This is a genomic window from Bradyrhizobium sp. R2.2-H (assembly GCF_004346455.1).
In the GTDB taxonomy this organism is placed as follows: Bacteria; Pseudomonadota; Alphaproteobacteria; order Rhizobiales; family Xanthobacteraceae; genus Bradyrhizobium; species Bradyrhizobium diversitatis.
The window spans coordinates 841,417-862,314 of sequence record NZ_SMBR01000001.1; the positions used below are offsets into that span (position 1 = coordinate 841,417).

Consider the following 20,898-nt stretch of genomic DNA (forward strand, 5'->3'; position numbering starts at 1 on the left):
CCAGGGCCTCGAAAAGTGACGCCGCAATCGTCCCGAAGGCGCTGACTTGCACTTAGCCAACGAAAAGGCCCGGTCGCGATGGCGACCGGGCCTTTTGTGTTTCGATATTGGTGGTCCGCGCTTACGCCGCGGTCGAAGCCTTCTGCGCGGCCTTCGCCTGCGCCGCTGCCGCCTCGTCCTTGCGGATCTCGGAGAGCTTCTTCTGGACCTGCTCCGAGAAGATGTACTGTGCCGGGCGCTGCTTGCTCATGTCGATCTCCGGCGCCATCGGACCCGTGGTCCTGATGCCGCGCAGCGACACCCACATCGCCTTCAGCGGGTTGTTGAGCGCTGCGGTCGCCGCCGTCGGCTCGTAGCCGCAATGGGCCATGCAGTCGGCGCACTTCTCGTAACGTCCGGTGCCGTAGGAATCCCAGTCGGTGGTCTCCATCAGCTCCTTGAAGGTTTTCGCGTAGCCTTCACCCAGCAGATAGCAAGGCTTCTGCCAGCCGAAGATGTTGCGCGCGGGCATGCCCCAGGGTGTGCACTCGTATTCCTGGTTGCCGGCGAGGAAATCCAGGAACAGGCCGGAATGCATGAAATTCCACTTCTTGCCCTTGCCCATGGCAAAAACGTCGCGGAACAGCTTCTTGGTCTTGGTGCGGTTGAGGAAGTGCTCCTGGTCCGGGGCGCGCTCATAGGCGTAGCCCGGCGACATCGAGACACCGACGCCGAGTTCGACGGTGAGGTCGAGGAATTTCGCGATCTCCTCGGCCGGATGGCCGTCGAAGATAGTGGCGTTGACGTTGACGGTGAAGCCGCGCGCCTTGGCCGCCTTGATCGCGGAGACGGCGCGGTCGAACACGCCCTTCTGCGACACCGCCTTGTCGTGGTGGTCGCGCAGGCCGTCGAGATGCACGGAGAAGAACAAGTACGGCGAAGGCTCGAACAGATCGAGCTTCTTCTCGAGCAGCAGTGCGTTGGTGCAGAGCGAGACGAACTTCTTGCGCGCGACGAGGCCGCGCACGATCTCGCCGATCTCCTTGTGGATCAGCGGTTCGCCGCCGGGAATGGCGACCATCGGCGCGCCGCACTCGTCGGCCGCGTCCCAGCACTCCTGCGCCGTCATGCGGCGGTTGAGGATCGCGTCGGGATAGTCGATCTTGCCGCAGCCGACGCAGGCGAGGTTGCAGCGAAACAGCGGCTCCAGCATCAGCACGAGCGGATAGCGCTTGCGGCCAAGCAGTTTCTGCTTGAGCAAATAGCCGCCGATACGCATTTCCTTGAAGAAGGGGATAGCCATTACACGTTTCTTTCTGGGCTTGAAATTCGGGTGGGTCAGCTCGCAGCCAATTGGGCCGGAAGCCGAAATTCGATGTTCTCCTCGCGGCCCGGCAGCACCGAGACCTTGACCGGTCCGAGCCGCCGCATCGCTTCGATCACGTCATCCACGAGTACCTCGGGCGCCGAGGCGCCGGCCGTGATGCCGACGGTCCTGGCATTTTTCAGCCACTCCGGATTGAGCTCGCTGCCGTCGGCAATCAAATAACTCGCGACGCCGGCCTCGGTGCCGATTTCGCGAAGCCGGTTCGAGTTCGAGCTGTTGGCAGCGCCCACCACCAGGATCACGTCGACCAGTTTGCTCAAGTCCCTTACCGCAGATTGGCGGTTCTGTGTCGCATAGCAGATATCCCGGATATCCGGACCTTGAATGTCTGTAAAGCGGGCCTGCAGGGCGGCGATGATGTCCTTGGTGTCGTCGACCGACAGGGTGGTCTGGGTGATGTAGGCCACCGGCGTATCCGCCGCCAGCGTGAGCGCCTTAACCTCTTCAACGCTCTGGACAAGCTGCACGGGCCCGGGGACCTGGCCCATCGTGCCCTCGACCTCGGGGTGACCGGCATGGCCGATCAGGATCAGCGTGCGGCCCTTGCCGATGTAGCGCTTCCCCTGATTGTGAACCTTCGTGACCAGGGGGCAGGTGGCATTGAGCACCGGAAGATCGCGCGCGGCGGCCTCTTCCTCGACGCTGCGGGCGACACCATGGGCGCTGAAAACCGTCACCGCCTTCGGCGGAACCTCGGAGAGTTCCTCGACGAAGATCGCGCCTTTGCTCTTCAGGCTCTCGACGACGTATTTGTTATGCACGATCTCATGGCGCACGTAGACCGGGGGGCCGTATTTCTCCAGCGCCCGTTCCACGATCTCGATCGCGCGCACCACGCCTGCGCAGAAGCCGCGCGGTTGCGCCAGATACACTTCCATTGGACGCCCATTACGCAAGTTGCACCAATCCGCTTTTGTAAGTCCCCGACGGCATCCCGATACTGACCAATGAGCTGCAATATCCGCACCATTGGTTCGCGTACGCGGTAGCTGCCCACCCCCGGAGGGGGCTCCGCGCATGGAGGCGCAATACTTTGTGTCAAAAAATCGGCATTAAGGAAAGGTCGGACCGCTACGGGTCCAATGTTGAGGTATCATAGTAGGATATGCGATGGGTACAAATGCGCGACATTCGTGCATCGTCCTTCGTCACTTTCCCGCCTCAACTCCCCGGCTATACCGGCCGCCCGCATGATTTTGCCCCGGTCTCCCGCCGTTTACCTCGAACCTTCTCGCGGCGAGAACCACCCAAAACAGCAATAGGTTTCGCCTGGGAACTCCGATAAACAGCGGGCGTTTCCGGCAAGCTGTAACCGCAGAAAGAAAAGAAGTGCTGCAAAGCGTCGTCGTTGCCATCGTCAGGGCCTGCACCCGGTTTGCCCCCCTCGTCGTCGTTCTCGGGCTCCTGCTGGCGGTGGGTGCGGGCTATTACGCGTCCCGGCACTTCGCCATCAACACCGACATCAACTCGCTGATTTCCCAGAATCTCGACTGGCGGAAGCGTGACCAGCAATTCGACAAGGCGTTCGATCAGAACGAGACGATTCTCGCCGTGATCGAGGCCCGGACGCCAGAGATGGCGAGCGCCGCAGCAGACGCGCTCTATGCAAGGCTGAAGGACGACAAGACCAACTTCCAGTCGATGCAGCAACTCGGTGGCGGCGAGTTCTTCGAGAAGAATGGACTGTTGTTCCTGCCGACGGAGGAAGTCGCCAAGACGACCGGCCAGCTCGAATCCGCCGCGCCCCTTATCGAGATCATGGCCGGCGATCCCTCGATCCGCGGCCTGACCGGTGCGCTGGAAACCGGCCTTGCCGGCATCAAGCGAGGCCAGGTCAAGCTCGACAACACCGAACGGCCCTTCAACCTGATCGCGCAGACCGTCGAGACCGTGCTCAACAAGGGCAATGCCAGCTTCTCCTGGCGCGAGCTCGTCAGCGACGAGCCGTTGAAGGATTCGGACAAGCGCGCCTTCATCGAGTTCAAGCCCATCCTCGATTACAACGCGCTGGAGCCTGGCAAGGACGCGACCAACGCGATCCGGAAAGCGGCGGCTGATCTGGACTTCCCCAACAAATACCAGGCGCGGGTGCGGCTGACCGGCCCGGTCCCGATCGCCAACGAGGAATACGCGACCGTCCAGGAGGGAGCCGTCGTCAACGGCGTCGGCACGATTCTCGTCGTGCTGGTCATCCTGTGGCTCGCGCTGCATTCGTCGAAGATCATCTTGGCGGTGTTCGTCAATCTCTTCGTCGGTCTTGCCATCACGACAGCGGCCGGCCTGATGATGGTCGGATCGTTCAACCTGCTGTCGATCGCGTTCGCGGTGTTGTTCGTCGGCCTCGGCGTCGATTTCGGCATCCAGTACAGCGTCCGCTATCGCTCGGAGCGCTACAAGCACAACGATCTTGCGGGCGCGCTGGTGCTGGCCGCGAAGCGCTCGGCAGTTCCGCTGTCGCTGGCGGCGATGGCCACGGCCGCAGGCTTCCTCTGCTTCATGCCGACCGACTACCAGGGCATCGCCGAACTCGGCCAGATCGCCGGTGTCGGCATGCTGGTGGCGTTCATCTCGTCGATCACCGTTCTGCCGGCCATGCTGAAGCTTCTGAACCCGCCCGGCGAGCCGGAGCCCGTCGGTTACGCCTTCCTGGCGCCGCTCGATCACTTCCTCGAAAAGCACCGCGTGCTGATCGTCGGCGGGACGCTGCTGCTGGCGCTCGGCGGCCTGCCGCTGCTCTACTTCATGAAGTTCGACTTCAACCCGATGAACCTGCGCAATCCGAAGGCCGAATCGATCGCCACCTTCCTCGATTTGCGCAAGGATCCCAACACCGGCGCCAATGCCATCAACGTGATGACGACGTCGGAAGAGCAGGCGAGGCAGGTCGAGGCGAGGCTCGAGAAAGTGCCCGAGGTGCTCAGGGTGATGTCTCTCGCCAGCTTTGTGCCGCAGGACCAGCCGCCGAAGCTGAAGCTGCTTGCGCAGGCGGCCAAGGTGCTGAACCCCGCGCTGAACCCCGATCAGATCGATGCGGCGCCGTCGGATCAGGAAAATGTCGAGTCGCTGAAATCCTCGGTCGACAATCTGCGCCGGACCGCGGGTGACGCAAAGGGGCCGGGTGCGGTCGCCTCGCGCCGTCTTGCAGACGCGCTCGAAAAGCTCGCCGATAGCGACGAGGCCACGCGCAACAAGGCGCAGGACGTGTTCGTCACGCCGATGAAGATCGTGTTCGACCAGCTCAGGAACGCCATGCAGGCCGAGCCGGTCACCCTGAAGTCACTGCCGCCCGAGCTCGTCAACGCCTGGAAGAGCAAGGACGGCATCATCCGCGTCGAGGCGCTGCCCAAGGGCGATCCCAACGACAACGACACGCTGCGCAAATTCGCGGCGGCGGTGCTCGCGGCCGAGCCGACCGCGATCGGCGGACCGGTCTCGATCCTGAAATCCGGCGACACCGTGGTGAAGGCGTTCATCCACGCCGGCATCTACGCGCTGGTCGTGATCGGGCTCTTGCTGTGGATCACACTGCGCCGGTTCGTCGACGTGCTGATGACGCTGGTGCCGCTTCTGGTTGCCGGCGCAGTGACGCTCGAAATCTGCGTGTTGATCGGCCTGCCGCTGAACTTCGCCAATATCGTTGCATTTCCGCTGCTGCTCGGCGTCGGTGTCGCCTTCAAGATCTATTATGTCGTCGCGTGGCGCTCTGGCAGAACAAACCTGCTCCAGACCAGCCTCACGCGCGCGATCTTTTTCAGCGCGCTGACGACGGCAACAGCGTTCGGCAGCCTTTGGCTCTCGAGCCATCCCGGCACGTCCAGCATGGGCAAGCTGCTGGCACTCTCGCTGGTGACGACGCTTGCCGCCGTGCTGCTGTTTCAGCCGGCCCTAATGGGCAAACCCCGCAATCTCAGGGAGTAGGCAGATGTCGCCGACGGGGTCGGCGGCGCCCTTCTGACCGGGCTTGGCGGCGCCGGCGGCCTTCGGAGCTGCAGGCGCAGGCGCAGGTGCCGTGGCGCCTGTCGTGGCTTGAGCTGCCTGCGCACCTTGAGCCTTCGGCGGCGTGGCGCCGCCGGATTTCGGTGCGCCCTTGGCCATGGCGTTGACGGGACTCGAGGGGATTGGCGGGCCGACCCGGGTCCAGGTCTCGCCGCCGCAGAGGAAGCCCATCACGCAGCCCTTGATTTCGAGTTGGTCAGGACCAGCCGGCGTGATGGTCGCGCTGTAGAGCTGTCCATCCTTGGCGTTGTAGACCTGTCCTTCCCACTGATCGATACCGGGCTTCTTCTTCATGTCGATCAGGGTTGCCATACCCAGCGTCGGCCTGTTCTTTTTCGAGACATCCGGATTGTTCTCGTCGCGCCCGCCGGGTTGCTTTTCCCAGGAGACCGCGCCCCACATGCTGCCATAACATTGGGCGACACGAATGTTGGCAACGCTGTCGGCCACCCGCCAGTCGCCGGTCGGGTCTGCAGCGAGCGCGGGTGTCAGGCAGGTGTAACCGCCAGCCAGTATTAGTCCGGTGTAAAGGGCTAAACGCATGATGGTTCCTTGGCAGTGCAACATGATCTAAAAGCTGTGCTTGCGAAGATGGTCCGAAAAAGGGCAAAAGGCCACACAGACCGTTTTCAGCAGCGGTCCGTTTTCAGTTGACGAGACGGCCTCCAATCGAAGTATGTAGCGGATGCACAGCCCAAATCCAGACATGTCTCAGCTATTCGCGGACCGTCAGGCCCAGCGCAGCACCCTGCATAACCGGTATCTGAACGAGCAGTTCGTCCGGGTTCTCAAGACCATCGGCTACGATGTCGGCTTCCAGAAGGGGCAAGGGCAGTACCTTTACGATCGCGAGGGCGCTCGCTACCTTGACCTGTTGTCCGGCTTTGGCGTGTTCGCGATCGGGCGCAATCATCCTGTCATGCGCGATGCGCTCAAGAGCGTGCTCGATGCCGACCTGCCCAACCTCGTCCAGTTCGACGTCTCGACGCTCGCCGGCGTGCTGGCCGAGCGGCTGCTGAAATACGTCCCTTATCTCGACAAGGCGTTCTTCGCCAATTCCGGCGCGGAATGCGTCGAAGCCGCGATCAAATTTGCGCGTGGCGCGACCGGCCGCCCCGGCATCGTCTATTGCGCCCACGGCTACCACGGCCTGACCTATGGCGCGCTGTCGCTGACGGGCGATTCGAACTTCCGTACCGGATTCGAGCCGCTGCTGCCGGGCTGCACCCCGGTCCCGTTCAACGATCTGGCTGCGCTGGAAAAGGCCCTGGCCTCGCGCGAGGTTGCGGCCTTCGTCGTCGAGCCGATCCAGGGCAAGGGCGTCAACATGCCCACCGACGAGTTCCTGCCCGGCGCGGCCGCGCTCTGCAAGAAATACGGCACGCTGTTCGTCGCCGACGAGATCCAGACCGGCATGGGCCGCACTGGCCGCTTCCTCGCGGTCGAGCACTGGAACGTCGAGCCCGACATGGTGCTGCTATCGAAGTCGCTGTCGGGCGGCCACGTGCCGGTCGGCGCCGTGCTGACGCGCAAGGCCATCTTCGACAAGATCTTCAACCAGATGGACCGTGCGGTGGTGCACGGCTCCACCTTCTCCAAGAACGACCTCGCCATGGCTGCGGGCATCGCCACGCTCGACGTCATGGAGTCCGAGAAGCTGATCGAGTCCGCCGCCAAGCGCGGTGCCGAGCTGCGCCTCGCATTGACGCGCATGGTGCCCGGTTACGAGCTGATGAAGGAAGTGCGCGGCAAGGGCCTGATGATCGGCGTCGAGTTCGGCCCGCCGAAGTCGCTGCGTCTGCGCGCCTCCTGGAACGTGCTGGAAGCCGCCAACAAGGGCCTGTTTTGCCAGCTCATCACCGTGCCGCTGTTCAAGGATCACAAGATCCTTACTCAGGTCGCCGGCCACGGCAGCCACACAATCAAGCTGCTGCCGCCGCTCACCATCACCGAGGAAGACTGCAGCTGGATCGAGCGCGCCTTCGACGACGTCATCGCCGGCAGCCACAAGGTCCCTGGCGCGATCTGGTCGCTCGGCAAGACGCTGGTGGACAACGCGGTGCGACGGTCGGCTTAGCGCAGTACGCGCCTGTGAATATGCGCGTCAGTCAGCAAACACCGTATTGAACATCGCTGCGGCATCGCCGTCCTTTGCGATGGCGAGGATTGCGCGGCGTTGCGTGCCGTAGAAGAGCGGAATGTCGATCCAGTCCCTGCTCCTGATCAGGCGCCGGTTCGCCGATGCGTTCTGCGCGACGCCGGACATGCCAATCAGAAAGTGCGTGTCGTCGATTTTTACGGACAGCGCGTCGATCGGAACGCCTTTGGCCTGCTCACTTGTTTTCAACATTAGGCCCATCACCTGCTCAATGCTGCCGCCCGCGAAGCCGAGAGGCGGTTTGAAATCGACCTGGACTGTGTGGCTGGCGGAGAGTGACGAATCGAAGTTCCGACGAAAAGAGACCACCATCCGCGCGCCTCGGGAAGGGATCACGATGTCGCCCCGTATCGTGATGTCGTCGGGCGGCGCCGAAGGATCGGCCGTCCGCTCTGTCCGCCAAGTCACCTGGCCTTCAGCCTTATCGCCCTGTCCTGCGCCTTCTTCGTAGAGAACAGCTTGCCGTGCGACGTCCTGAGTCGCGACTTGCGCCAGCGCCGTAGTAGCCCAGGCAAGAGCTACAGTAACAACCAGAATTCGTTTCATGACATTGCATTAGCAACCTGTGTCGGCTGATGCAACCGGGAGCTGTGGCGCTGCCGGATGGCCGCCTTGCACGCCGCAGTGCGTCGAGGGGCCTATTTCGCGAATTCCCGCACAGCCCGCACGACGGCACTCGGCAATTCCTGCGCCACGCAATGACCGGCGTCCTCGAAAGCCAGCGTGCTGACGATTGGAATCAGCGACACGGCGCGTCGCGCCATCTCCTTGTAGATCGACCCCGAATTCGCGGCGGTCGTGACGCGCACCGGGCAGTCGATCTCGGTCAGCCAGGCAAACGGATTGCCGCGGGCGTCGCCAACGTACACCTGCTCCATCGCCTCATAGATCGGACGCAGGATCGCGGACTCAATCTCGGGGGTGCAGCAGAGCCGAACGCGGCCGTCGTCGAGCCGCTTGAAACCGTGGCGTACATAGGCCCAGAGCGACGTCTCGGTCCAATCCGCGAACGCTGGCGCTTCGCTGTAGCGCGCGAACACGGCGTCGGCGCTGTCGAATTCAGCCCGCCGGCGCAGCGTGCCCTGCACGCGGGCGAGGGATTCTTCGCTCAAATCCGCGGAGCGCGCCGTGCGCGGATCCATGACCGTCGGCTCCATCACGAACAGGCGTGTGAAGCATCCCGGCCGCATTTTTGCTGTCAGCAGCAGGTCGGTCGCGCCCGCGCTGTGGCCAATGCCGTAGACGTCTCGGAGATCGAGCGCATCGATCACCCGGCAGACATCGTCGGCGTAATCCAGGAAATGATAGGCACCGGGCTTATGGCTCGCACCGTGGCCGCGACGGTCGAGTGCGTAGACGGTGTAGGTCGATGCAAGCTCGCGCGCGACCTCATCCCAGACATCGGCGACGAAGCCGGTGCCATGCAGAAGCAGCGCGGGCGGCCTGACGCTCTCGCCCCATTGCAACATGGCGATCTGCGCGTCGGCCGGGCCGATGGAAAAACGGTGCGGATTGATCATGGGTGAAGCAGTGATGCGCTGAGGGTTGGTTTACTTCGCGTCTTCCAGGATCATCGTCGCGCCTTTCTCCGCAATCATCGCCGTCGGTGTGTTGGTGTTTCCCGACGTGATCGTCGGCATGATCGAGGCATCGACGATGCGCAAGCCCGTGAGGCCGTAGAAGCGCAACCGCTCGTCCACCACCGCCATCGGGTCGTTTGCCGTCCCCATCTTCGCCGTGCCGACGGGATGGAAAATGGTGGTGCCGATGTCGCCGGCGGCCTTTGCCAGCGAGGCGTCGTCATCGCCGACCGTGGGGCCAGGCAGATATTCGCTTGGCCGGTATTTTGCCAGCGCCTTCTGCTGCATCAGGCGGCGCGTGGTGCGGATGGCGTCTGCGGCGACCTGGCGGTCGTCGTCCGTCGACAGGTAGTTCGGCGCGATGATCGGCTTCTCATCAAGTGTCGCCGCGCGCAAGCGAACGGTGCCGCGAGAGGTCGGCTGCAGATTGCAGGCGCTGACGGTGATGGCGGGAAAGCGGTGCAGGGGATCGCCGAACTTGTCGAGCGACAGCGGCTGCACGTGAAACTGGATGTTGGCGCGGGCGCGCGTCGCGTCCGAGCGCGTGAAGATGCCGAGCTGCGACGGCGCCATGGTCAGCGGCCCGCGGCGGCGGAAGGCGTAGTCGAGACCCATCAGGCCGCGGCGGAAGAGGTTGTAATAGGTCTCGTTCAGGGTGCGGACGCCCTCGACCCGGTAGATCGCGCGCTGCTGGAGGTGGTCCTGGAGATTGCGCCCCACACCCGGCTTCTCCATCACGATGTCGATGCCGAGCGGGGACAGCCAGTCGGCGGGTCCGATGCCGGAGCGATGCAGCACCTGCACCGAGCCGATCGAGCCTGCCGAGAGGATGACCTCGCGTTTCGCACGCGCCTCGACGATCTCGCCGTTCTGGATGAAGCGGACGCCGACGGCGCGGCCTTGCTCGATGATGAGGCGGTCGACCAGCACATGCTTCTCGAGCCGCAGATTGGGGCGGTTCAGTGCGGGCTTGAGGAAACCGCGCGCCGACGACCAGCGCCGGCCGCGCTTCTGGTTGACGTGGAAATAGCTCGTGCCTTCGTTGTCGCCGGTGTTGAAGTCCGGAATGCGCCTGATGCCCATCTCCTCGGCGGCATCGCCGACGGCGTCGAGAATGGCCCATGACAGCCGCGGGGCCTCGATGCGCCAGCCGCCGCCGGCGCCGTGATGCTCGCTGGCGCCGAGGAAGTGGTCCTCGAGCCGCTTGAACAGCGGCAGCACGTCGTCATAGCCCCAGCCGGTCAACCCAAGCTGGCGCCAATGATCGTAATCGGCGGCCTGTCCGCGCATCGAGATCATGGCGTTGATCGCCGAGCAACCGCCGATCACCTTGCCGCGGGGATAGGCGAGCGAACGTCCGTTCAGGCCGGGCTCCGCCTCGGTCTTGAACATCCAGTCCGAGCGGGGATTGCCGATCGCGAAGAGATAGCCGACCGGGATGTGGAACCAGATCCAATTGTCGTCGCCGCCGGCTTCGAGAATGAGGACTCGGTTGTTCGGATCGGCCGAGAGCCGGTTGGCGACGATGCAGCCGGCCGTACCGGCTCCGACGACAATGTAGTCAAACTCACCTTCGAGCCGCCTTGGCATTCTGTTTCCACCCGGATGGTCACTTTGCGTTTCGTCTAATAGGCAGACGCAGCGGATCGGGACAAGCCCGGCCATGACGAGAGAACAGAGCTACCCTGGACCCTCCGCCGGTTGGGTGGACCGGCGCTTGCATGGTAGAGAGTCCTGTATTGCCAACAAAGCTCGAGACCTTCCATGCCCATCGTGAACCGCGTCGCCGACCTTCAGCCCGACATCCAGGCCTGGCGGCGGGACATCCATGAGCACCCCGAGCTGCTGTACGACGTTCACCGCACCGCAGCATTCGTCGCGGATCGGCTGCGGGAGTTCGGGTGCGATGAGGTCGTGACCGGTCTCGGCCAGACCGGCGTGGTCGGAGTGATCAAGGGCAACAAGCCGGTCGGCGAGGGGCCCAAGGTGATCGGCATGCGTGCCGACATGGACGCGCTGCCGGTCGAGGAGCAGACCAATCTGCCCTACGCCTCCAAGATTCCCGGCAAGATGCACGCCTGCGGCCATGACGGCCATACTGCGATGCTGCTGGGGGCCGCCCGCTATCTCGCCGAGACCCGCAATTTTGCCGGCGATGCCGTGGTGATCTTCCAGCCGGCCGAGGAGGGCGGTGCCGGCGGCGCGGCCATGGTCAAGGACGGCCTGATGGAACGCTTCGGCATCGACCAGGTCTACGGCATGCACAACGGGCCGGGCATCCCGATCGGCTCGTTCGCGATCCGGCCGGGTCCGATCATGGCGGCGACGGACGAGGTCGATATCATGATCGAGGGTGTCGGCGGCCACGCCGCGCGTCCGCACAAATGCGTCGATTCCGTTCTGGTCGGCGCGCAGGTGATCACGGCGCTGCAGTCGATCGTGGCGCGCAGCGTCGATCCCCTCGAATCGGCGGTGATCTCGATCTGCGAATTCCACGCCGGCAACGCCCGCAACGTCATTCCGCAGACCGCGACGCTCCGAGGCACCATCCGCACGCTGTCGCCGGAAGTGCGCAAGCTGGTCGAGAAGCGCGTGCGTGAAGTCGTGGCGGGCGTGGCGCAGATCACCGGCGCCAAGATCGACCTGCGCTACAAGCGAAATTATCCCGTCGTGAACAACCATGCGGCGGAGACCGAGGTCGCGCGGCGCATTGCCACGCAGGTCGCGGGCGAGGCCAACGTGCACGACATGGCGCCGCTGATGGGCGGCGAGGATTTCGCCTACATGCTGGAAGCGCGGCCCGGCGCCTTCATCTTCTGCGGCAACGGTGACAGCGCCGGCTTGCATCACCCCGCCTACAATTTCAACGACGAGGCGATCGTTTACGGCACGTCCTACTGGGTCAAGCTGATCGAGGAATCGCTGGCGGCGTCGTAACGCTCCGTCGTCATTCCGGGTTCGGTCCTGCGGACCGCCCCGGAATGACAGCCTGGAATGCGAAGGGCCGGGACATCAGGCAGCCTGGGCGGCCTTCTGCAAGGCAGCGGCGATCTTCAAATCCTCGACAAAGCGCCGATACTCCAGCACCTTGGCTTCCGGATCTGGCAGCCGCAGCAGATAGGACGGATGCACCGTCACGAGTGCTTTGCGTCCGTCGGGAAGGTCCATGAGCCGGCCGCGGTTCTTGCCGATCGGGGTGATCTTGCCGAGCACGCTTTGCGCGGCGGTTGCGCCCATCGCCACGATGAGATCGGGCTGGATTGCCGCAACTTCCCGCTCGTACCATTGCCGGCAGGCTCGGATCTCAGGTGTGTTCGGCTTCTGGTGCAGGCGGATTTTTCCGCGCGGCACGAATTTGAAGTGCTTGACCGCGTTGGTGACATAGACCTTCCTGCGGTCGACGCCGGCTTCCTCCAGCGCGCGGTCGAGCATCTGACCGGCCGGACCGACGAAGGGATGGCCGGCGAGGTCTTCCTTGTCGCCGGGCTGTTCGCCGACCAGCATGATGTTGGCGGACTTCGGGCCTTCGCCGAACACGGTCTGGGTCGCGTCCTTGTAGAGATGGCAGGCGCGGCAATGCGCGGCCTCTTCGCGGAGCGCTTCGAGATCGTCGGCAGCAAGCTTGCGTTTCATCGGGGCCTCCGGCCGCTTCTGAGGCTTGTGCGGATCGGTTGCGGCATTGGCGATCATGGCACCGGTCATGCGCTCGGCGTCTTCGATCAGAGGCTTAATGATCGAAGCCTCGGGCAGGTTCCTCCAATATTTCTTCGGCATTTCGGCCTGCATCGCCTTCACCTTGAGCCGTGCCGGATTGAAGATGCTGGCATAGTAGCGCCGCCAGGTTTCATCCAGCCGGTCTTCGCTCGGCGCTTCGCTCCTGCTGACGCCGGATGTGAACGACAGTGCGTGGCTATCCCAATGCGCGCAGAGGTCCGGTGTCAGGATCGACCAGGGCATGTCGGCAAATCGCTTGGCGAAGAACGACGCAGCGAGCTCGACGATGTGATGCTCCGGCTCGAACCAGGCGACGTAATGCGCCTCGCGTTCCCGGCCGATCTCGCGGAAGCGGACGAAGGCATGCATCTTGTGCTCGTCGCGATAGACCGCTTTTGCCATGGCCGTGACCTGCGCGACGTCAGGATCGGTCGCAACCTCGATGAGGTCGTGATTGTCCCTCAATCGCCAGAGCAGGCGATAGAGGATCGCAAAGCGCTCGACATCGCGGTGCAGGATGGCGGCCTTGGCCAGCTCGACGAATTTTGCTGATACGTTGAAGGTGCCGTCGTTCACCTCGAGGATCGGAGACGGCGAGGGCGGCGCGAACAAATCGGCTTCGCCGCCTTGCACGGTCCAGGTCACATCGCTGGGCGGCACGTGGTGAAGCACGAGGCTGCGTGCGGATTTGCGCCAGCCGTCGAAATCGGTTTCGCGATCGAGCATGATGTACTGCATCAGAAGCCAAATCCGAGTTGCATTGCCTTCGGCTTGAACCGTTCGATCAGCCCGGCAGCGTCGAGCCGATGGAGCGAGGGGCGGTGATCGCTGAGGACGATGAACGGCAGCGCCTTGTGCCGGGGCACGTGCAGCCGCGCGAGATCGGCAAGACGGATCGTGGTGGTGCGCCGCGTCGCGATGATGCGTTCGACCGCCTTGGTGCCGAAGCCCGGCACGCGCAGCAATTCCTCGCGGCTGGCGTGGTTGACGTCGAGCGGGAAGCGGTCGCGATGGCGGAGCGCCCAGGCCAGCTTTGGATCGATGTCGAGCGGCAGCATCGCGCTGTCGTCGACGATCTCGCCGACATCGAAGCCGTAGAACCGCATCAGCCAGTCGGCCTGGTAGAGCCGGTGCTCGCGCAGCAAGGGGGGCGCCCGCAGGGGCAAGGCACGGCTGGCGTCGGGAATCGGGCTGAAGGCGGAATAGTAGACGCGCCGCAGCCGGTAGGCGCCGTAGAGATTGGCGCTGGTGTGGAGAATGGTGTGATCGGAGGCCGCGTCGGCGCCGACGATCATCTGCGTGCTTTGACCAGCTGGCGCGAAGCGCTGCGGCTTGGCCTTTGTTTTCGTTGTGCGGTTCTCCTCGGCCTCGTCCAGCTTCAGCCGCAGCCGGCCCATGGTGCGGCGGATCGCGCGCACGTCCTTCTCCGGCGCGAATTGCTGCAGGCTGGTCTCCTCAGGCATCTCGATGTTGATGGAGAGGCGGTCGGCATATTTGCCGGCTTCCGCGATCAGCGCGTCGTCGGCTTCGGGAATGGTCTTCAGGTGAATGTAGCCGCGGAAGTGATGCTCCTCGCGCAGTTTTCGCGCGACGTTCACCACTTGCTCCATCGTATAGTCGGGGCTGCGGATGATGCCGGAGGAGAGAAACAGGCCCTCGATGTAATTGCGCCGGTAGAAGTCGAGCGTCAGCTTGACCACCTCGTCGACGGTGAAGCGGGCGCGTGGCACGTTCGAGGACGCGCGGTTGACGCAATAGAGGCAATCGTAATTGCAGGCGTTGGTCAGCAGCACCTTGAGCAGCGAGATGCAGCGCCCGTCCGGCGCGTAGGAATGGCAGATCCCCATGCCGGGCGCGGTCGAGCCCATCCCTTTGCCGTCGCTGGAATCCCGCTTCTCGGTGCCGCTGGAGGCGCAGGACGCGTCGTATTTGGCGGCGTCCGCCAGAATCTCCAGCTTGCGTTGTACGTCCATCCTTGAATCCCTTTGATTCAGCTCACGAATCCGATCGAGCGCCAATTCGATTGACTCTTCTGGTCCCGTTAGCTTTATATTAGAACATATCATGAACAAATGAGCCAGCCGTTGGTTCTTCTTTTGAGGACCACGGCATCAATCTCTGAAGGAGCGGCGAGCATGAGCGGCGCACGTGGAAGCGCGCTTGCGATCTTGCGCGGCCAGATCGAGCGCATCGAGACCGCGGAGGTCGTGCATCAGCGCGATCGCGTCGCGCTTGGCCACAACGCGGCCGACAGCGCGCTGAAGGGCGGGCTCGCGCGTGCGGCGATCCACGAGGTGTTTTGCGAAGGGCGTCAGGGCGCTGCCGCGACCGGCTTCGTCATGGGTCTTGCGGGGCGTGTGAGCGCGCAGCGGCCGCTGCTGTGGGTGCGGCAGGATTTTTCGGAGCTCGAAACCGGTGCGCTGTCGATGAGCGGGCTCGCCGAACTCGGCCTCGATCCGCGCCGCGTGGTGATGGTGCGCGCCGCCGATGTCGAGAGCGCGTTGCGCACCTCGGCCGATGCGCTCGCCTGCGATGCGCTGGGCGCCGTCGTGCTCGAGCTATGGGGCGAAATCAGACAGTTCGATCTTGTGGCAAGCCGCAAGCTGACGCTCGCCGCGCAATCGTCAGGCGTCACCGGTCTGATGCTGCGCATGGCCGCGCAGCCACTGCCTTCAACTGCCGAAACGCGATGGATGCTGCGCGCGGCGCATTCGCCGCCGGGCTCAGCATGGAGCGCCTGGGGCGCGCCGCGCTTCGATGCCGAACTCTTGCGCAATCGTCATGGCCCCTGTGGCCGGTGGATCATGGAATGGAATTGTGATGAGTGCCAGTTCAGTGAACCGTCGACGTATCCTCAGCCTGTGGCTGCCGCGCCTGCCCATCGACCGGATCCAGCGGTTTTTCGGCAGCGCCGGGCTGGGTAAAGCCAATCATGGGCCTGATATCGTCGTCATCAAGGACAACAATGCGCTGGTGATCTATGCGCTGGACGAGGCCGCCGAGCGCCTCGGCCTGTATATCGGCCAACCCCTGGCCAATGCGCGGGCGATGTGCCCGGACTTGAAAGTGTTCGATGCCGATGTCGCGGCCGATGCGAAGACGCTCAGCGATATCGCCGACTGGTGCGACCGCTTCACGCCGTTGGTGGCGCTCGACGCGCCGCACGGGCTGTTCCTCGACATCACCGGCTGCGCGCATCTGTTCGGCGGCGAAGCCGCGCTGTTGCGGACGCTGGTCCGGGCGCTCGACCGGCAGGGCTTTGCCGTCAGCGCCGCGATTGCCGGGACCTCGGTCTGCGCGCGCACGCTGACGCGGCAGGCCACGGGAACCATCGTTGCAGATGGCGGGGAGGCGGCTGCGATCGACCAGTTTCCGGTGTCCGCACTCGGGGCGGGCGAGGCGATCACGACCGGCTTGCGCCGCGCCGGCCTGAAGACCATCGGCGATGTCGCCTCGCGCAGCTCCCACGAGATCACGGCGCGGTTTGGCGCGCGGTTCTCCACGCTGCTCGCGCATGCGCTGGGACAGGGCGATGCGCCGATCAATCCGCGCAAACCGCTGCCCGACTACATCGTCGAGAAGCGTTTCGCCGAGCCGATCGCGACCGACACCATGATCGCGATGACGTTGTCGCGGCTGGCGGACACGTTGATCGCGTCCATGGAGAAGCAGGGCAAAGGCGCGCGACGGCTGGAGGCTGCCTTCTTCCGCACCGACGGCGTGGTGCGCGCGATCACGGTCGAGACCGGACGTCCGGTGACGCGAAGCGCCGTGATCGACCGGCTGTTCCGCGAACGCCTCGATGCGCTCGCCGATCCCCTCGATCCCGGCTTCGGCTTCGACATGGTGCGGCTGTCGGCGAGCCGCACCGAGATCGTGGTGCAGGAGCAGCGCGATCTCGATGCGCATGTCCACGACAATGACGAGATTGCTGCGCTGATCGACCGCATCGCCGCGCGCATCGGGGGCAAGCGCGTCGTCGTGCATCTGCCGCAGGACACCCATATCCCCGAACGCGCGGTTTGGTCCGCCCCCGCCCAGCATCATCTCGCCGCTGCCATGCAGGCCGAATGGCCTGTTCGCACCGAGGGCGAGCCGCCGCTGCGTCCCTTGCGGCTGTTCGACAAGCCGGAGCCGATCAAGGTGCCGTTCGCGACCGTGCCGGATGGTCCGCCGCATCAATTCACCTGGCGCCGCGCGCTGCATGCGGTGGTGCGGGTGGAGGGGCCCGAGCGCATTGCGATGGAATGGTGGCAGCAGGACGGCAAGCAGCTGACGCGGGACTATTTCCGCATCGAGGATGCCGAGGGTCTGCGCTTCTGGATCTTTCGCGACGGTCTCTACGAGGGAGAGACGTTCGACGGCGAAGGCAAGCCCGTTTCCCCCAACTGGTATGTGCACGGTCTCTTCGCATGACCACGCTTAGCTATGCCGAGATCGGCATCACCACAAACTTCTCCTTCCTGCGCGGCGGCTCGGATCCGCGCGCCTATGTGCATCAGGCCAGCATCCTCGGCATCCCCGCGATCGGCATTGCCGATCACAACACGCTCGCCGGCGTGGTGCGGGCCTACAAGGAACTCGATAATGCCGAAGTGCTGCACAAGCCGAAGCTGCTGATCGGCGCGCGCATCGTCTTCGTCGACGGCACGCCCGACATCCTGGTCTATCCGCGCGACCGTGCCGCCTATGGCCGTCTGTGCCAGCTTCTCACCCGGGGCAAGCGCGGCGACGACATCACGCGGATCGAGAAGGGCGAATGCCATCTCGCCTTCGCTGATCTCCTGGAGTTTTCGGAAGGCCAGCTCCTGGTTCTGACGCTGCCGCATCGTTTCGAGCCGGCGCGGGCGTTGGATGTCCTCGCAAAGCTCAAAGCCAGCCGCGCCGAGGGCGTGTGGCTGGCGGCGAGCCTGATCTATCGCGGCGACGACAGGCGTCGCCTGGCGCGGCTCGATGATCTCGCAGCAAAAGCCCAAGTCCCGCTGCTTGCAACCAACGAGGTGCTCTATCACCATCCCGCGCGCCGTCCCCTCCAGGATGTGCTGACCTGCATCCGGGAAAAGACCACGATCGATGCAATCGGACGGAAGCTGGAGGCCAATGCCGAGCGGTTCCTGAAGCCGCCGCGAGAAATGGCGCGGCTGTTTCGTGATTTCCCCGACGCGATCGCGGAGACCATGCGCTTTGCGGACAAGATCGACTTTTCGCTCGACCAGCTCAAATACCAATATCCCGACGAGCCGGTGCCGCCGGGAAAGACCGCGCAGGGACATCTGGAGGATCTGACCTGGGCCGGCGTCGACAAATATTTCGGCGGCGAGATCGACGACAAGCTGCGCGCGACGCTGAAGAAGGAGCTCGCGCTGATCGCCGAGCTGAAATACGCGCATTACTTCCTCACCGTGCACGACATCGTGCACTATGCACGCAGCCAGAACATCCTGTGCCAGGGGCGGGGATCGGCGGCGAATTCGGCCGTCTGCTACGTGCTCGGCATCACCTCGGTCGATCCGACCAAGGTCGACCTGTTGTTCGAGCGCTTCATCTCCAAGGAGCGACTGGAGCCGCCCGACATCGACGTCGATTTCGAGCATTCGCGGCGCGAGGAGGTGATGCAATATGTCTACCGCCGCTACGGCCGCCATCGTGCCGCGATCATCGCCACCGTCATCCATTATCGCCCGCGCAGCGCCATTCGCGACGTCGGCAAGGCGCTGGGCCTGACCGAGGACGTCACCGCCGCGCTCGCCGACACGGTTTGGGGCAGCTGGGGCAAGGGCCTCAACGACATGCAGGTCAGGCAGGCCGGGCTCGATCCGAACAATCCCATGATCAACCTCGCGGTCGAGCTTGCGACCGAGCTGATCGAATTCCCGCGCCATCTCTCCCAGCATGTCGGCGGCTATGTGCTGACGCAGGACCGGCTCGACACCTATGTGCCGATCGGCAACGCCGCGATGGACGACCGCACCTTCATCGAATGGGACAAGGACGACGTCGATGCGCTTCATATGATGAAGGTCGACGTTCTGGCGCTCGGCATGCTGACCTGCATCCGCAAGTGTTTTGATCTGATCGATCGGCACAAGGGCGAGCGTTTTGTGCTGGCGAGTGTTCCGCAGGACGATCCCAGGGTCTACGACATGCTGTGCGCCGGGGAGTCGCTCGGCGTGTTCCAGGTCGAGAGCCGCGCCCAGATGAACATGCTGCCGCGCCTGAAGCCACGGACCTTCTACGATCTCGTCATCGAAGTCGCGATCGTGCGGCCGGGGCCGATCCAGGGCGACATGGTGCATCCGTATTTGCGGCGAAGGAACGGGCTCGAGAAGGTGAGCTACCCCTCGCCGTCACCGGAGCATGGCGACAAGGACGAGCTCTATAAGGTGCTGCACAAGACGCTTGGCGTCCCGCTGTTCCAGGAGCAGGCGATGCGCATTGCGATCGAGGCTGCACATTTCACCTCCGAGGAAGCCAACGGCCTGCGCCGCTCGATGGCGACCTTCCGCAATGTCGGCACCATCGGCCAATACGAGGAGAAGCTGATCGGCAATATGGTGGCGCGCGGCTACGACCCCAATTTCGCCAGAAGCTGCTTTGACCAGATCAAGGGATTTGGCTCCTACGGTTTTCCTGAGAGCCATGCCGCGAGCTTTGCGCAACTGGTCTACATTTCGTCGTGGCTGAAGCACTACCATCCCGACGCTTTCTGCTGCGGCCTCTTGAATTCGCAGCCGATGGGCTTTTATGCGCCGGCGCAGATCGTCGGCGATGCCCGCAAGAACGGCGTCGAGGTTCGCGACATCGACGTGTCCTACAGCTTTGCGCAGAACACGCTGGAGCAGGGGAGTGGCAAATACTGCGCCGTGCGCCTCGGCTTTCGCCAGATCGACGGCTTTCACTGGCTCGATGAGGATGAGGAGAGGCTGAAACGCTCCCAGCTGTCATTCCGAGATTTACCTGAAGAACTTTCCAGGATTGGGCCGGCCTTGCCGCAGGCTCCGTTCACTTCTCCCCAACGGGGAGAGGTCGATTTGCTCCTCGCGATGCGAAGCATCGTCGAGTGCAAATCGGGTGAGGGGGCTCAGGTCCGTCCAGAGACCGGGCCCCTCACCCGCGCCTTCGGCGCGACCTCTCCCTATGGGAGAGGTGTAGCACCGCCGACGCCTCAACAGGACTGGGCCGACCGCATCGTCGCCGCCCGCAACCGCCGTCCCTTCACCTCGCTCGAAGACTTCGCCCGCGACACCGGCCTGCCCAAGCGCGCGCTGATCCTGCTGGCGGATGCCGATGCGTTCCGCTCGCTCGGGCTGGATCGCCGCGAGGCGCTGTGGCAGGTGCGGCGGTTGCCCGACGACGTGCCGCTGCCGCTGTTCGAGGCGGCGACCGCGCGCGAGCAGCCGGACGAGCACGCCAAGCCGCTGCCGGTGATGCCGCGCGCCGAGCAGGTGGTCGCGGACTACCAGACCATCCGGCTATCGCTGAAGGGTCACCCGATGGAATTCTTGCGCGAGATGTTTTCGCGCGAGCGCATCGTCGCCTGCAAGGACATCAGTCACGAGAACGAGCGACGCCGCGTCCGCTGCGCCGGCGTGGTCCTGGTCCGGCAGCGGCCGGGCAGCGCCAGCGGCGTCGTTTTCATGACGCTGGAGGACGAGACCGGCATCGCCAATGTCGTGGTCTGGCCCAAGATCATGGAGCAGTACCGCAAGGAGGTGATGGGCGCGCGCCTCATCCTGGTCGAGGGTTATATCCAGAGCAGCCCGGAAAAGGTGACGCATCTCATCGCCCAGCGCATGGTCGACCGCTCGCACGATCTGATCGGCCTCGCCAACGATGCCTTGAACCGCAAGCATCCGGTACCGGCAGGCGCCACCGTGGTCGAACCGCTCAACGAAGACCCTCGCGCGCTCACGGACATGCCGGCGCAAAAAATCCGCCACCCCCGCAATGTCCGCATCCTGCCGCCCTCGCGGGACTTTCATTGAGGGAGGTCGTGTCCCCGGGAGTGGTGTAGCTCGGTAGAGCAAAGCCGCCCGGACGCGCGCCCCCAAATAGCGCCGTAGCGGGCGGGCGGCTTTGCGGTG

Annotated in this window: 14 protein-coding genes; 6 read left to right on the top strand and 8 right to left on the bottom strand. The window is 64.1% G+C overall.

Annotated features, from left to right (window positions below):
* Window positions 1–121: 121 nt before the first annotated feature.
* Entirely contained in the window at window positions 122–1,282 is a 1,161-nt protein-coding gene (hpnH, locus tag EDE08_RS03985) for an adenosyl-hopene transferase HpnH (protein WP_131867342.1), read from the bottom strand.
* Window positions 1,283–1,317: 35 nt separating this feature from the next.
* A complete protein-coding gene (gene ispH / locus EDE08_RS03990; RefSeq protein ID WP_131867344.1) occupies window positions 1,318–2,244 on the bottom strand; it encodes a 4-hydroxy-3-methylbut-2-enyl diphosphate reductase in 927 nt (308 codons plus the stop codon).
* A gap of 451 nt (window positions 2,245–2,695) precedes the next feature.
* On the opposite strand from ispH, the gene hpnN reads away from it, so the two are divergent.
* Window positions 2,696–5,284: a hopanoid transporter HpnN gene (hpnN, locus tag EDE08_RS03995; protein ID WP_131867346.1), complete on the top strand. Its 2,589-nt coding sequence runs from the start codon at window positions 2,696–2,698 to the stop codon at window positions 5,282–5,284.
* On the opposite strand, the gene EDE08_RS04000 is transcribed toward hpnN, so the two are convergent.
* Window positions 5,252–5,905: a DUF2147 domain-containing protein gene (locus EDE08_RS04000; RefSeq protein WP_165935664.1), complete on the bottom strand. Its 654-nt coding sequence runs from the start codon at window positions 5,903–5,905 to the stop codon at window positions 5,252–5,254. The genes hpnN and EDE08_RS04000 overlap by 33 nt on opposite strands.
* Before the next feature lie 142 nt (window positions 5,906–6,047).
* On the opposite strand from EDE08_RS04000, the gene hpnO reads away from it, so the two are divergent.
* Window positions 6,048–7,439 (top strand): aminobacteriohopanetriol synthase HpnO, encoded by a 1,392-nt coding sequence (gene hpnO, locus EDE08_RS04005; RefSeq protein WP_131867350.1) that lies wholly within the window; start codon window positions 6,048–6,050, stop codon window positions 7,437–7,439.
* 27 nt (window positions 7,440–7,466) lie between these two features.
* Here the strand turns inward: hpnO and EDE08_RS04010 are convergent, their stop codons facing one another.
* From EDE08_RS04010 to EDE08_RS04020, 3 genes are all read right to left on the bottom strand, one after another.
* A complete protein-coding gene (locus EDE08_RS04010) occupies window positions 7,467–8,066 on the bottom strand; it encodes a hypothetical protein (protein ID WP_131867352.1) in 600 nt (199 codons plus the stop codon).
* Window positions 8,067–8,158: 92 nt separating this feature from the next.
* Complete coding sequence (locus EDE08_RS04015; RefSeq protein WP_131867354.1) at window positions 8,159–9,040, bottom strand: alpha/beta fold hydrolase; 882 nt, start codon at window positions 9,038–9,040, stop codon at window positions 8,159–8,161.
* Between the two features lie 30 nt (window positions 9,041–9,070).
* Window positions 9,071–10,690, bottom strand: a complete 1,620-nt coding sequence (locus EDE08_RS04020) for a GMC family oxidoreductase (RefSeq protein ID WP_131867356.1) — start codon at window positions 10,688–10,690, stop codon at window positions 9,071–9,073.
* A gap of 174 nt (window positions 10,691–10,864) precedes the next feature.
* Here EDE08_RS04020 and EDE08_RS04025 point away from each other — a divergent pair, with 174 nt between their 5' ends.
* Window positions 10,865–12,037, top strand: coding sequence for a M20 aminoacylase family protein (locus EDE08_RS04025; protein ID WP_131867358.1), 1,173 nt, complete (start codon window positions 10,865–10,867; stop codon window positions 12,035–12,037).
* Between the two features lie 75 nt (window positions 12,038–12,112).
* Here EDE08_RS04025 and EDE08_RS04030 read toward each other — a convergent pair whose 3' ends face one another.
* Together EDE08_RS04030 and EDE08_RS04035 are read right to left on the bottom strand one after the other, a co-directional pair.
* Window positions 12,113–13,552: a UdgX family uracil-DNA binding protein gene (locus EDE08_RS04030; protein ID WP_131867360.1), complete on the bottom strand. Its 1,440-nt coding sequence runs from the start codon at window positions 13,550–13,552 to the stop codon at window positions 12,113–12,115.
* Window positions 13,552–14,787: a putative DNA modification/repair radical SAM protein gene (locus tag EDE08_RS04035; RefSeq protein ID WP_131867362.1), complete on the bottom strand. Its 1,236-nt coding sequence runs from the start codon at window positions 14,785–14,787 to the stop codon at window positions 13,552–13,554. The genes EDE08_RS04030 and EDE08_RS04035 overlap by 1 nt, the downstream gene beginning before the upstream one ends.
* A 162-nt stretch (window positions 14,788–14,949) precedes the next feature.
* On the opposite strand from EDE08_RS04035, the gene EDE08_RS04040 reads away from it, so the two are divergent.
* The 3 genes from EDE08_RS04040 to EDE08_RS04050 are packed head-to-tail and all read left to right on the top strand — an operon-like array spanning window position 14,950 to window position 20,799.
* Complete coding sequence (locus tag EDE08_RS04040; RefSeq protein WP_131867364.1) at window positions 14,950–15,738, top strand: ImuA family protein; 789 nt, start codon at window positions 14,950–14,952, stop codon at window positions 15,736–15,738.
* Window positions 15,635–17,230 (top strand): Y-family DNA polymerase, encoded by a 1,596-nt coding sequence (locus tag EDE08_RS04045; RefSeq protein ID WP_165935663.1) that lies wholly within the window; start codon window positions 15,635–15,637, stop codon window positions 17,228–17,230. Before EDE08_RS04040 ends, EDE08_RS04045 begins: the two co-directional genes overlap by 104 nt.
* Window positions 17,227–20,799 carry an error-prone DNA polymerase gene (locus EDE08_RS04050; protein WP_131867366.1) on the top strand — a complete coding sequence of 1,191 codons (3,573 nt, stop codon included), beginning with the start codon at window positions 17,227–17,229 and terminating at the stop codon, window positions 20,797–20,799. Before EDE08_RS04045 ends, EDE08_RS04050 begins: the two co-directional genes overlap by 4 nt.
* Window positions 20,800–20,898 lie beyond the last annotated feature (99 nt).